This window comes from Curvibacter lanceolatus ATCC 14669 (assembly GCF_000381265.1).
Lineage (GTDB): Bacteria > Pseudomonadota > Gammaproteobacteria > Burkholderiales > Burkholderiaceae_C > Curvibacter > Curvibacter lanceolatus.
The window spans coordinates 35,230-47,802 of record NZ_KB906287.1 but is presented as its reverse complement, the minus strand read 5'-3'; the positions used below and the strand labels follow the sequence as shown (position 1 = coordinate 47,802).

Annotated in this window: 10 protein-coding genes; 3 read left to right on the top strand and 7 right to left on the bottom strand. The window is 65.8% G+C overall.

Features of this window, described 5'->3' with window-relative positions; genetic code table 11:
- Window positions 1-153: 153 nt before the first annotated feature.
- From flhD to F624_RS0130260, 5 genes are all read right to left on the bottom strand, one after another.
- Window positions 154-483, bottom strand: coding sequence for a flagellar transcriptional regulator FlhD (flhD, locus tag F624_RS0130280; RefSeq protein WP_019574875.1), 330 nt, complete (start codon window positions 481-483; stop codon window positions 154-156).
- A gap of 276 nt (window positions 484-759) precedes the next feature.
- Window positions 760-1,617, bottom strand: a complete 858-nt coding sequence (locus F624_RS0130275) for a sulfurtransferase (RefSeq protein WP_019578129.1) — start codon at window positions 1,615-1,617, stop codon at window positions 760-762.
- 71 nt (window positions 1,618-1,688) lie between these two features.
- A complete protein-coding gene (locus F624_RS33750) occupies window positions 1,689-3,215 on the bottom strand; it encodes a leucine-rich repeat domain-containing protein (RefSeq protein ID WP_019578128.1) in 1,527 nt (508 codons plus the stop codon).
- 344 nt (window positions 3,216-3,559) lie between these two features.
- Window positions 3,560-4,471, bottom strand: a complete 912-nt coding sequence (locus F624_RS0130265) for a DMT family transporter (protein WP_019578127.1) — start codon at window positions 4,469-4,471, stop codon at window positions 3,560-3,562.
- 124 nt (window positions 4,472-4,595) lie between these two features.
- Window positions 4,596-5,732 (bottom strand): aromatic ring-hydroxylating oxygenase subunit alpha, encoded by a 1,137-nt coding sequence (locus F624_RS0130260; protein WP_031256790.1) that lies wholly within the window; start codon window positions 5,730-5,732, stop codon window positions 4,596-4,598.
- A 476-nt stretch (window positions 5,733-6,208) separates the two neighbouring features.
- On the opposite strand from F624_RS0130260, the gene F624_RS0130255 reads away from it, so the two are divergent.
- The 3 genes from F624_RS0130255 to F624_RS0130245 all read left to right on the top strand — a co-directional run bounded on the left by F624_RS0130255 (window position 6,209) and on the right by F624_RS0130245 (window position 10,331).
- Complete coding sequence (locus F624_RS0130255) at window positions 6,209-7,096, top strand: polyprenyl synthetase family protein (RefSeq protein ID WP_019578125.1); 888 nt, start codon at window positions 6,209-6,211, stop codon at window positions 7,094-7,096.
- A gap of 72 nt (window positions 7,097-7,168) precedes the next feature.
- Window positions 7,169-9,046, top strand: a complete 1,878-nt coding sequence (gene dxs / locus F624_RS0130250; RefSeq protein WP_019578124.1) for a 1-deoxy-D-xylulose-5-phosphate synthase — start codon at window positions 7,169-7,171, stop codon at window positions 9,044-9,046.
- Window positions 9,047-9,251: 205 nt separating this feature from the next.
- Window positions 9,252-10,331 carry a TRAP transporter substrate-binding protein gene (locus F624_RS0130245; protein ID WP_019578123.1) on the top strand — a complete coding sequence of 360 codons (1,080 nt, stop codon included), beginning with the start codon at window positions 9,252-9,254 and terminating at the stop codon, window positions 10,329-10,331.
- Window positions 10,332-10,414: 83 nt separating this feature from the next.
- Here F624_RS0130245 and F624_RS0130240 read toward each other — a convergent pair whose 3' ends face one another.
- Window positions 10,415-10,948, bottom strand: a complete 534-nt coding sequence (locus F624_RS0130240; protein WP_019578122.1) for a hypothetical protein — start codon at window positions 10,946-10,948, stop codon at window positions 10,415-10,417.
- Between the two features lie 58 nt (window positions 10,949-11,006).
- Window positions 11,007-12,521, bottom strand: coding sequence for a TRAP transporter large permease (locus F624_RS0130235; RefSeq protein WP_019578121.1), 1,515 nt, complete (start codon window positions 12,519-12,521; stop codon window positions 11,007-11,009).
- Between the last annotated feature and the right edge of the window lie 52 nt (window positions 12,522-12,573).

Below are 12,573 nucleotides of genomic sequence, written 5' to 3'. Positions count from 1 at the left end.
GCGCTCGATCTGGCGGGACTCGTTGAGCACGCTCTTGGCGGGGGCCTTGGCGGCAGCGGCAGGGGCAGCGGCGGTGCTGGGCTCGGCGGCGGTGGCGAAAGAGGTGCTCATGAGGGTCTCCGGGGGCAAGGTCGGTCGGAAGCTGCAGGCTGCTTACAGGATTTCTGCGAGGCGGCCAGCCATGAGGATGTTGGCGTGCAGCTTGTTGGTGGCTTCGTTGCCGACCTTTTGCTGGGTGTTGTGGTTGGTGAGCAGGCTCCAGACGAGTTCGTCGTCGACGCGGAAGCGTGCCAGCAAGGTGTTGCGCGAGGCGAGCTTCATGACCTGGGAGGGGGAGAGTGCGGAGAGGATGTCGGCGGACTCTTCGTTGAGGCCGAGGCGGAAGATGGCTTCGGCCTTGTCCAGGCGGATGAGGGACTGGGCCAGCATCAGGTAGGTGAGGTTGGCTTCGCGGATCTCGGCAAGCATTTGTTCGCTGGTCATGGTCAAACTCCTTTGTACGGAGCCGCTGTCGCTGCCTCATGCAGGGTTTCGCGATCCGTTGAAATGGATTGTGAAGATCCCGTAAAAGAAAATTAAGTCAGGTAACGGATGTGTGCTTTGTCTGGTTTTTTACCGGGCTTGTCAGGTTTTTTCTGACATGGCATGCAGGGACAGCGGGCCCCGCCATTGGAGCGGACCTGCTGCGAGGCGATGCCAAAAAAAACCGGCCACAAGGGCCGGTTTTCCAAGGATTGCCAAAAATAAATCGATCTTTTTTCAGCCTTTGGCCATGGGGCGTTGCAAATCGCTGCACCACTCGCTCCAGCTGCCGGCAAAAAGGCCGGTGGAGCCCAGGCCCGCGACCTCCATGGCCAGCAGGTTGGGCAGGGCGGTGACGCCGCTGCCGCAGTGGTGCACCACGGTGGCCGGGGCGCGCCCGGCCAGCAGGCCTTCGAAGGCCGTGCGCAACTCGGCGGCCGGCTTGAAGCGCCCTTCGGGCGTGAGGTTGTCGGTGAAGGGGCGGTTCAGGGCGCCCGGGATGTGGCCCGCCACCGGGTCCAGGGGCTCGACCTCGCCCTTGAAGCGCGGTGTGGCGCGAGCGTCGATCAAGGTCTGCTCGGGGTGCCCCAGGGCCTGCAGCACCTCGGCGGCGGTGACCAGGCGGCGCAGGGGCGCGCGCAGCACGAAGTTGCCAGCAGGCAGGGCTGCAGCCGGGCCTGCCTCGACGGCGCCGCCCTGGGCCTGCCAGGCCGCCAGACCGCCATCGAGCACGGCCACGGCGCCGTGGCCGGCCCATTGAAGCATCCACCACAGGCGGGCGGCGTAGCTGTTGTTGCTGCGGTCGTACACGACCACCTGCATGTTCTGGTTCAGGCCCACCCCGGCCAGCCAGGCGGCAAAGTGCTCGCGCGTGGGCAGGGGGTGGCGCCCACCCGACGCGGTGGGGCTGGCATCGTGCACGCTCAGGTGCAGGTCCAGGTCGGCGTGCAGCGCACCCGGGATGTGGGCCTGGGCGAATTGGGCCCGGCCGGCCTCGGGCTGGGCCAAGTCAAAACTGCAATCGAACACCAGCAGGGGCTGGCCTTGGGCTTGCAACTGTTGGAGCTGTGCGGCGGAAATGAGGGTGGAGTGCATGGCAGCTGAGGCGGACCTGGAACGCAATGAGGCTGTGATCGTATAGCGAAAAGCCTTGCGTCACAGACGCTTCAGGCCGGAGGCCAGCTGGGTCGCGGGCGGAAGCGGCGTGTGTTTTCGCTGGGTGGCGGCGCCTGGCTGTTGAGCCAGCTGTCCTGTGCGCTGGGCGGGCCCTCCGCGCTGTCCTCGGTGTCGGGCGCGGGGCGCTCCTGGCTGAGCCAGCTCAGGCGCCAGATCAGGCCCATGGTGACCAGGGCCAGCAGGGCGCTGAGGGCCATGATCCATTCGCTCCAGGGTGGCAGCACGCTGGGCTCGGACCAGGGCTTGCTGGTGGCGCCTCCACGGCGTGGCGCCTGGGTGGCCGGGCAGTCTGTGCGTGGATGGAGTGGCTGGGTCTGATCGGTCAGGGGGGCGGGCTTGCAGCGCGTGTCGGCCTTGAGAGCGGCTGCGGTCGTGCGACCGGGGGCCGAGCTGCGTCGCAGTTTGCCGGGTTCGGTCCCTGTCGCGCTGGCGGGCGCCGTGGACCCGGCGGCGGGCTCGTCGCAGCCGCGCCAGTCGGGTTCGGGTTCGGGTTCGATGGACTCGGCGGCTTTGTCTGCCTGGTTGGCGTCCTGCAGGTGGTTGGGACAGAGGCTGGCCTGGACCAACTGGCCTGGGCGTTCGGGCAGCGGGCCGCTGAGTTGGTTGCCCTCGACCTGCAGGCGTTTGAGTTGGTGCAGCGCAGACAGGTCGGGCAGGGGGCCTGTGAAGAGGTTGTAGGCCAGGTTCAGTTGGCTCAGCTGGGGCAGGTCCAGCACCCGTGGCAAGGGCCCCGACAACTGGTTGTGGTTGAGGGCCAGCACCGACAAGGCCGGCAGGTTGCGCAAAGGCGGTAGCGGGCCCGAGAGTTGATTGCCGGTGGCGCTCAGGGTGTGGAGCTGGAGCAGCCCGGATGGGTTGGGCAGCGGGCCCTGGAAGCGATTCCAGTCGGCCAGGAAGGTGGTGAGCTGGCTCAGCGGACTCAGCTCGGGCAGGGGGCCGTTGAACTGGTTGAAGCTGAGGTCAAGCGCCTGCAGGGCGCCGAGCGGGCTCAGGGCCGGCAGCGAGCCGCTGAGCTGGTTGTGATTGAGGCGCAGGTTCTGCAACGCAGGCAGGCCCGACAGGTCGGACAAAGGGCCTGTCAGCAGGTTGTTGCTCAGCACCAGGCTTTGCAGTCTGGGCAGGCGCAAAGGGCTGGGCAATTGGCCGCTGAACTGGTTGAAGCTCAGGTTCAGTTGGGTCAGGGCCGGCAGGGCGTTGAGGGGCGGCAAGCGCCCGCTCAGGCCCAGGTTGCCGCGCAGGTCCAGGGACTCCAGGGTGTCGAGGGCGGTGAAGGAGTCGGGCAGGGCCCCTTGCAGCCGGTTGCCCGGCAGGTGCAGGCCGATCACCGCCTGGCCGTCTGCGCTGCAGCTCACGCCCTGCCAGCGCTGCTGGCAGGGGTCGCCTTGCAACCAGTGGGCAGCCTGGCGCCAGAGTGGCCCCTGGGTCGCCTGGTAGAGATCGATCAATGCCTGCTTCTGCTGCACAGGCAGTGTGGCCTGGGCGGCGCTGCAGCCCCAGACCAGCAGGCCATATACCATCTGGCGCGCTGGGCGCCGTGACGGCTGTGCTGGCCTGTGCTGTGTGGGGAGGGGCGTGGCGGGGGCGCGATGTCCGGCCTCCGGCGTCAGGCCGGCCAGGCCTCTGCGCAGGGAGGGGGTCGGGTCTGGCGCGCCGCTGGCAGTGCGGCAGGTCTTGGGCCTTGGGTTCATGTCCGAGAGGTATGCGGCTTGGAGGCCTTCTGGGCATCGGGGGTGAACAAGGTAGCGCCAAAAATCGACTTTTTAGATGTAAGTGCTGTAAGTGGTTTGTGTGCCGTGAAAGTTAGGTACGGATTTGTTGTTACCCCGGCCCATGAGCTGGGGCGGGGCACCGGCCATCGGGTTCAGTGTTCTTCTGCGGGTGCGTTCGGAGCGGCTTTGCCGCGCAGCACGGTGGCGCCGATGCCGCTGCCCACGATGAGCGCCATGCCGGCCCAGGCCACCAGGGGCAGGTGGTCGCCAAACAGCAGCACGCTGTAGATGCCGGCGAACACGATGCCGGAGTACTGCAGGTTGGCCACCACCAGCGTGCCGCGCTGGTTGCGTGCCGTGGCGTAGGCGCGGGTCATGCACAGCTGGCCCAGCGAGGCCAGCACCCCGATGGGCAGCAGCCACAGCGCGCTCGGAAAGCTCAGGGGCGAGGCCCCGGCCACGCCCATGCCCAGGCCGCCGGCCAGCGCCGAGCCGACGGCGAAATAGAACACGGTGCGGGTTTCGGGCTCGCCGATGCGCGACAGCGCCATGACCTGCATGTAGGCAAAGGCGGCACACATGCCCGACAGCAGGCCGATCAGGGCGGCAAACATCTGGTCACCCTGCAGCGAGGGCCGCAGCATCATGACCACGCCGGCAAAGCCGGCCAGCACGGTGAGCACCAGAGGGCCTTGCAGCATGGGGCGCGATTCAGTGGCTGATGGGCGCCAGGACATCAAGGCACCACCGACCAGAAAGGCCGCCACCCAGACGCTGCTCATGTAGTTGAGGGTCATGGCCGTGGCCAGGGGCAGGTGCCCGATGGCATAGAACCAGGCCCCCAGCGAGGTCACGCCGACCAGGCTGCGCCAGGCGTGCATCAAGGGGTAGCGGGTGCGCAGGCTGATGCCGCTGTAGCGGGCCAGGGCCCACATGAAGAAGATGCCCAGCAGACCCCGGTAGAACACCAGTTCGGCGGCGTTGAACTGACTGGATGCGATCTTGACGCACACCCCCATGGAGGCAAAAAAGAAGGCCGCCACCACCATCCACATCGCCTGCATCGGGTTCACTTTCGAGAGTTGTCTGGGCGCGGGCCCGGTGGGCCATTGCTCAAAACGCACGATGTTACGAAAAAAAAGCGACCCGTGGGTCGCTTGTGTGTCAATGCAGGGCCTGGGCACTGCGTCAGTAGCGTGCACCTTGTGCGCCCATGGTCTTGCGATACCACTCGTGGAAGTGCTGCATGCCGTCTTCCATCGGGCTTTGATAAGGGCCGACTTCGTTGTCGCCACGGGCCAGCAGGGCACTGCGGCCGGCGTCCATGCGCTCGCCGATCTCGTCGTCCTCGATGCAGGTCTCCATGTAGGCGGCCTGCTGGGCCTCGACGAAATCGCGCTCGAAGGCGGTGATCTCTTCGGGGTAGTAGAACTCCACCATGTTGAGCGTCTTCTGCGGGCTCACGGGGTGCAGGGTGGACACGGTCAGCACGTGCGGATACCACTCGACCATGATGTGCGGGTAGTAGGTCAGCCAGATGGCGCCACGCTCGGGCAGCTTGCCTTCGCGGTACTTCAGCAGCACCTCGTGCCAGCGTTGGTACACGCTGGAGCCGGGGCGGTTGAAGCCGCCCGACACGCCCACGGTCTGCACCGAGTAATGCTCCTTGAACTCCCACTGCAGGTCGTCGCAGGTGACGAACTGGCCCAGGCCCGGGTGGAAGGGGCCGACGTGGTAGTCCTCGAGGTAGACCTCGATGAAGGTCTTCCAGTTGTAGTTGCACTCGTGCAGTTCGACGCGGTCGAGCGCGAAGCCCGTGAAGTCGAGCTCGGCGCGGGGACCCATGTGGGCCAGATCGGCCTCGATGTCGCGGCCGTTGTCTTCAAACAGCAGGCCGTTCCACTCGCGCAACTTGTAGTTGTTGAGGTTCAGGCAGGGATCGTGCGCAAAGTGGGGGGCGCCCAGCAGTTCGCCGCTGGCCTTGTAGGTCCATCGGTGCAGCGGGCACACGATGTTGCCGCCGCCACTGCCCGGGGCGGTGTCGTGCAGCGAGCCGCGGTCCTTGAGCATGATGGCCTGGCGGTGCCGGCACACGTTGGAGACCAGCTCGATGCCGGTCGGGGTGTGCACCAGCGCACGGCCGCCCTTCTCTTGCGGCAGGGCATGGTAGTCGCCCACATTGGGCACGCTCAGACGGTGCCCCACATAACGGGGCCCGCGCTGGAAGATGATGTCCATCTCGCGCTGGAACAGCGCATCGTCAAAATAGCTTGAAACTGGTAGTTGGCTTGCGGCCTGCTGCAGTTGAAGACTTAAATCAGACATGGGTGACCTGACCTAAAGACTCCCCACAGGGAGGTAAAAGCGCGCCGGGGCATTTGGCCAGGGGCCAGGCCACGGGCTGAAGCGCGGTGGTGGGAACCGGCGTTGCCGGCGAGGGGAACCGCGGATTGTACCCTGGGGGTGCTTGATTCGCCAATGCCGCCCCTGCGGCGTTCCGCTTTCCTGACCCAGCGCAAAAGCGGGTACCCTGATTGACCCATTCACCGCTGTGACGCGGCCTGCACCGCCATGGCGTGCACCCGCGGTCCTGTCGGTCCGGACACCGCCTAGAATTCAGGGTTTGCCTGTTAATGCTCTCTGACATGCCTCCAGCCTTTCTACAGACGGTCCTGCCTGTGTTGCCTTTGCATCGTTCGTCGGCGTTCGTGGGCGTGCGGCCTTGGTTTGAACAAGGCCAGGGCCAGAGCGGCGATGAATACAAACCGGGGGGGGCAGGCATGACTGCTGCGATATCGACGATGGAATGGGATGTTCGGGCCTGGAGCCAGGCACATCTGGCGCGGGTTGAACAGGCCTTGAGCGATTGGGTGGGGCAGGATGCGCCGGCCAATCTGGGCGATGCCATGCGCTATGCCGTGCTCGATGGTGGCAAGCGCCTGCGGCCCTTGCTGGTGCTGGCCGCCCAGGAGGCCGTGCAAGGCTTGCCGGCCGCCGGTCTGCGGGCCGCGTGTTCGGTGGAACTGATCCACGCCTATTCATTGGTGCACGACGACATGCCGTGCATGGACAACGATGTGCTGCGCCGCGGCAAGCCCACGGTCCACGTTCAGTACGGCGAGGCCGGTGCCTTGTTGGCGGGTGATGCCCTGCAGGCGCTGGCCTTTGAATTGCTGACCCCGGACGACGGCAGCGTGCCCGATGCCATGCAGGCCGTGTTGTGCCGTTTGCTCGCCCGGGCGGCGGGCAGCGAGGGCATGGCCGGCGGGCAGGCGATTGACCTGGCCAGCGTGGGCAAAGCCCTGGACGAGGCCAGCCTGCGCCGCATGCATCGCCTCAAGACCGGGGCTTTGCTGCAGGGCAGTGTGCTGATGGGGGCCGCATGCGGCCCTTGTCCGAAGCCTGCACTGCAGGCCTTGCATCGCTATGGTGCGGCCATGGGGCTGGCGTTCCAGGTGGTGGACGACATCCTCGATGTGGTGGCCGATTCGGCCACGCTGGGCAAGACGGCCGGCAAGGACGCGGCGCAGGACAAGCCCACCTATGTCTCGCTGCTGGGCCTGGAGCGTTCGCGTGCCTACGCGGCCGAGTTGCTGCACGATGCGCTGGACGCCCTGGCAGACAGCGGTCTGCCCGATACGCAGGCGCTGGCGGCGCTGGCCAACATGGTGGTGAACCGTTCCAACTGAATCAACACGAGCTGCCCCATCGGCCCTGATGATGGACGCCCGGGCAACTCGACCAACAAATAGCAATCCGCGATGCAATCCACGAGCTACCCCCTGCTGCAGAAGGTGAACGATCCGGCCGATCTCCGGCGGCTGACGCGCAGCGAGCTCAAGCAGCTCAGCGATGAGCTGCGGGCCTATGTGATCGACAGCGTGTCCAAGACGGGCGGGCACCTCAGCTCCAACCTGGGCACGGTCGAACTCACGGTGGCCTTGCACGCGGTGTTCAACACCCCGCAAGACCGGCTGGTGTGGGATGTGGGCCATCAGACCTACCCGCACAAGATCCTGACCGGGCGCCGTGATCGCATGGCCTCGCTGCGCCAACTGGGGGGCTTGTCGGGCTTTCCGCAGCGCGCCGAGAGCGAGTACGACACCTTTGGCACGGCGCACTCGTCGACCAGCATCTCGGCGGCGCTGGGCATGGCGATTGCCGCTCGGCAAAAGGGCGAGGACCGGCATGCCGTGGCCATCATCGGTGATGGTGCCATGAGTGCGGGCATGGCCTTTGAGGCCCTGAACAACGCCGGTGTGCAGCACGACTGCAAGCTGCTGGTGATCCTGAACGACAACGACATGTCGATCAGCCCGCCCGTGGGGGCCCTCAACCGCTACCTGGCCCAGCTCATGAGCGGGCAGTTCTATGCGGCCGCCAAAGAGGTGGGCAAATCGGTGCTCAAGCCGCTGCCCCCCTTGTTCGAACTGGCCAAGCGCCTCGAAGAACAGGCCAAGGGCATGGTGGTGCCCGCCACCCTGTTCGAGAAGTTCGGCTTCAACTACGTGGGCCCCATCGATGGCCACGACCTGGACTCGCTGATCCCCACGCTGGAGAACCTGCGTCACCTGCGCGGCCCGCAGTTCCTGCACGTGGTCACCAAGAAGGGGCAGGGCTACAAGCTGGCTGAGGCCGACCCGGTGGCCTACCATGGCCCAGGCAAGTTCGACCCGGCCGTGGGCCTGCAAAAGCCCAGCACGCCCGGCAAGACGACCTTCACCCAGGTCTTCGGCCAGTGGCTGTGCGACATGGCCGCGGCCGACACCCGCCTGGTGGGCATCACGCCCGCCATGCGCGAGGGCTCGGGCATGGTCGAGTTCGAGAAGCGCTTCCCGGGCCGTTACCACGACGTGGGCATTGCCGAGCAGCATGCCGTCACCTTCGCCGCCGGTCTGGCCTGCGAGGGCCTGAAGCCTGTGGTGGCGATCTACTCCACCTTTTTGCAGCGGGCCTATGACCAGTTGATCCACGACGTGGCCCTGCAGAACCTGCCCGTGGTGTTCGCGCTGGACCGCGCGGGCCTGGTCGGGGCCGATGGGGCCACCCATGCGGGGGCGTACGACATCCCCTTCCTGCGCTGCGTTCCCCAGGTCAGCGTGGCCTGCCCAGCCGACGAGGCCGAGTGCCGTCAACTGCTGACCACGGCCTATCAACAGAACCACCCGGTGGCGGTGCGCTACCCGCGTGGCGCCGGCGTGGGCACGGTGCCCGCCAGTGATCTGCAGCCGCTGCCTTTCGGCAAGGGCGAGCTGCGCCGTCAGGGGCAGCGCATCGCCATCCTGGCCTTTGGCACCATGCTCTACCCCGCGCTCGAAGCGGCCGAAGCCCTGGATGCCACCGTGGTCAACATGCGCTGGGCCAAGCCCCTGGACATCGAGTTGCTGCTGCAGGTGGCGCACAGCCACGAGGCCCTGGTGACCGTGGAAGAAGGGGCCGTCATGGGCGGGGCCGGTTCGGCCGTGCTGGAGGCGCTGCAGGCGGCCGGCGTGGTGCGTCCGGTGTTGCAATTGGGCTTGCGCGATGAGTTCATCGAGCACGGCGACCCGGCCAAGCTGCTCAGCCTGCAGGGGCTGGACGCGGCGGGCATCCGACAGGCCATTGAGCGTCGCTACGTGCTGCCGCCCGATCAGAACTGATCCGATCGCCTGCAGGGTGGGGGTGCGGTGTCTCACAAATCCTTGCAAAACCCTGAAGCCTTGCGCAAGCGGGCGCCGATCGCAGGGTAAACCCGTGCCAGGGGGGCGTGGGCGCTTTCTACAATCCAGACTCCTCATTGCAGGACCGACTGTCGCTTGCGGCAGTGGCCTGCGGGTTTTTCACACAGTTCGGAGTCAAAACCAAATGGATCGTCGTTCAATCCTCAAAAACGCAGGCATCGCAGGCGTTCTGGCCGCTGGTGCCGCCCCCGCCGTGCATGCCCAGGCGGCCGTGCGCTGGCGCCTGGCCTCCAGCTTCCCCAAGTCGCTGGACACGATCTATGGCGCCGCCGAAGTGTTCGCCAAGAAGGTCAAGGAACTGTCGGGTGGCAAGTTCGAGATCTCGGTGCATGCCGGTGGTGAGCTGATGCCCCCGCTGGGCGTGGTCGATGGCGTGCAGCAGGGTTCGGTCGAGATGTGCCACACCGTGCCGTACTACTACTTCGGCAAGAACGAAGCCTTCGCGATCGGTGCCGCCATCCCCTTCGGCATGAACTCGCGTCAAATGACCTCGTGGATGATGCACGGCAACGGCCGCAAGCTCATGAACGAGTTCTACGCCAAGTACAACATCGTGAGCTTCGCTGGCGGCAACACCGGTGCCCAGATGGGCGGCTGGTTCCGCAAGGAGATCAAGACCCCCGCCGACATCAAGGGCCTGAAGTTCCGCATCGGTGGCTTTGCCGGCCGTGTGATCGAACGCATGGGTGGCGTGCCCCAGAACATCCCTGGCGGTGAGATCTACCAGGCCCTCGAAAAAGGCACCATCGACGCCGCCGAGTGGGTGGGCCCGTACGATGACCAGAAGCTGGGCTTCAACAAGGTGGCCCCTTATTACTACTACCCCGGCTGGTGGGAAGGCGGCCCCGAGGTCGATTTCTTCATCAACAACAAGGCCCTGGACACCCTGTCGGCCGAAAACAAGGCCATCATCGAAGCCGCCTCGGCCTATGCCCACGTCGACATGCAGGCCAAGTACGACGCCCTGAACCCGACCGCGCTCAAGCAGCTGGTGGGGGCCAAGACCAAGGTCGTGTCCTTCCCCAAGGAAGTGCTGCAGGCCTCGTTCGACACCTCGATGGCCATCTACGCCGAACTCGAGGCCAAGAACCCCGACTGGAAGAAGATCTACTCCGACTACCGTGCTTTCCAGAAGGACCAGATCCTCTGGTTCCGCTTCGCCGAAGCGCGCTTCGACAGCTTCATGCAGACCGCCAAGCTGTAAGGCGCCAGGGGCCGGCCCAGCCGGCACCCTGCTTGCAGAACGCACCCTTCAGGTGCGTTTTTTTTTGAGGCTCACATGGAGGCTCACATGCGGCGGAACTCGGCCAATTCACGCAGCAGGCGTTCGAACTCGGTGCGCAGCTCAGGCGAGGCTGCGTAGAACACCGCAAACTTGCCACCCAGCGTGCGCACATAGAGCCGGGGGGCGATCAGCCACTCCAGCCCGCGCACGCGGATCAGCTTGCCATAGGCCAGGTCGGCCAGCGGCATCACCTTGTCGCCCACCCAGCGCTGGCGCAACTCGGTGCTGTCGAGCCGGGTGCGGCTGACCACGATGAACCAGGCCGTGCAGCTGATCATGGCCTGGGCCGCCAGAAACCACAGGCCAGCCGAACGGCTGTGCAGCACCGGCTGGTCCTGCCACCACAGCTGGGCCAGCCAGAGCCCGCAACCCACGGTGACCAACAAGGCCAGGGCCTTGACCAGACGCGGGAAGGCCGGCCCCTCGACCGAGCCTCCTGCGGGTTCGAAACAAAAGGGCGGGGGCCCCATGCGGGGCAGCTCGGGCGGCGTGTCTGTGGCGGGCAGGGGCTGGGATTGAGGCGTCAGATCGCTCATGCGTCGGTCCAAGAAAAAGCCCCTGACGGGCAGGGGCTGTGGTGAGAGGCGTCGGAGCTTACTTGCTTTCGGCCGGCTTGTCGGTCGAGGGCTTGAACAGCTCCTCAAGCTTCTTCTGCTCGGCATCGGCATCTTCGGCCGAGGGGTCTTCGGCCTCGGGCGGCGGGGCGTCGATCTGCACCTTGTTGACGTCGATCACGGCCTCTTTGGGGATGAACATCGTGACGGTCTGCGGCACGAAGATCACCACGGCCACCAGGATCAGCTGCATCACCACCCAGGGGATCGAGCCCATGTAGATGTCGGCCGACTTGATGGGCGCCTTGATGCGACCTTCCTTGAACAGCGTGTCGGCAATGCCGCGCAGGTAGAACAGCGCAAAGCCGAAGGGCGGGTGCATGAAGCTGGTCTGCATGTTCACGCACAGCAGCACGCCAAACCACACCAGGTCGATGCCGAGCTTGTCGGCCACCGGGCCCAGCATGGGCAGGATGATGAAGGCGATCTCAAAGAAGTCGAGGAAGAAGGCCAGGAAGAAGATGAACACGTTCACGGCAATCAGGAAGCCGGTCTGGCCGCCGGGCAGGCCGCTGAGCATGTGCTCGACCCACTTGGCGCCGTCCACGCCCTGGAACACCATCGAGAAGACGCGTGCGCCGATCAGGATGAACACCACCATGGCCGTGAGGCGCATGGTGCCTTGCATGGCCTCCCAGATCAGGCCACGGCTCAGGCGCTTGTGCATGGCGGCCAGCACCATGGCCCCCACCACGCCCATGGCGCCGGCTTCGGTCGGTGTGGCGATGGCGGTGTCGATGCCGGGCAGGCCGCCCATCGAACCCAGCACGGCGAAGATCAGCACGGCCGAGGGGATGATGCCGCGCAGGCACTTGGCCCACAGCGCCCAGCCCACCAGGGTGCGAGCCGACTTGGGCACGCCCGGAATGTGCGAAGGCTTGATCACGCCCAGCGCAAAGGTGTAGCCGGCAAAGATCAGCACCTGCAGGATGGAGGGGCCCCAGGCGCCCTTGTACATGTCGCCCACCGAGCGGCCGAGCTGGTCGGCCATCACGATCAGCACCAGCGACGGCGGCACCAACTGGGTGATGGTGCCCGAGGCGGCCAGCACCCCGGTGGCGTAGCGCATGTTGTAGCCATAGCGGATCATCACCGGCAGCGAGATCAGCGCCATGGCGATCACCTGGCCGGCCACGGTGCCGGTGATGGCACCCAGGATGAAGCCGACGATGATCACCGAGTAGCCCAGCCCGCCCTTGACGGGGCCGAACAGCTGGCCCATCGAGTCGAGCATGTCTTCGGCCAGGCCGCACTTCTCGAGCAACGCGCCCATGAAGGTGAAGAAGGGAATCGCCAGCAAGAGGTCGTTCGACAGGATGCCGAACATGTTGAGCGGCAGGTTCGACAGGTAGCTGGCCGGGAACCAACCCTGGCTGATCGCGAAGAAGCCTGAGGCCAGGCCCAGAGCGGCCAGTGAGAACGCGACCGGGAACCCGATCAGCATCACCAGCACCAGCCCTCCGAACATGAAGGGCGCGAAGTTTTCCATCTGCATTTTTATGAGTCCTGAAATCCGGTGGTTGAGGGTGGGGGTGTCAGCACGGGGC

Excerpts from the sequence above, each read along its gene's own strand:
- flhD (WP_019574875.1), bottom strand. The coding sequence starts at position 483 with ATGACCAGCGAACAAATGCTTGCCGAGATCCGCGAAGCCAACCTCACC.
- F624_RS0130275 (WP_019578129.1), bottom strand. The coding sequence starts at position 1,617 with ATGCACTCCACCCTCATTTCCGCCGCACAGCTCCAACAGTTGCAAGCC.
- F624_RS33750 (WP_019578128.1), bottom strand. The coding sequence starts at position 3,215 with ATGGTATATGGCCTGCTGGTCTGGGGCTGCAGCGCCGCCCAGGCCACA.
- F624_RS0130265 (WP_019578127.1), bottom strand. The coding sequence starts at position 4,471 with ATGCAGGCGATGTGGATGGTGGTGGCGGCCTTCTTTTTTGCCTCCATG.
- F624_RS0130260 (WP_031256790.1), bottom strand. The coding sequence starts at position 5,732 with ATGTCTGATTTAAGTCTTCAACTGCAGCAGGCCGCAAGCCAACTACCA.
- F624_RS0130255 (WP_019578125.1), top strand. The coding sequence starts at position 6,209 with ATGGAATGGGATGTTCGGGCCTGGAGCCAGGCACATCTGGCGCGGGTT.
- dxs (WP_019578124.1), top strand. The coding sequence starts at position 7,169 with ATGCAATCCACGAGCTACCCCCTGCTGCAGAAGGTGAACGATCCGGCC.
- F624_RS0130245 (WP_019578123.1), top strand. The coding sequence starts at position 9,252 with ATGGATCGTCGTTCAATCCTCAAAAACGCAGGCATCGCAGGCGTTCTG.
- F624_RS0130240 (WP_019578122.1), bottom strand. The coding sequence starts at position 10,948 with ATGAGCGATCTGACGCCTCAATCCCAGCCCCTGCCCGCCACAGACACG.
- F624_RS0130235 (WP_019578121.1), bottom strand. The coding sequence starts at position 12,521 with ATGCAGATGGAAAACTTCGCGCCCTTCATGTTCGGAGGGCTGGTGCTG.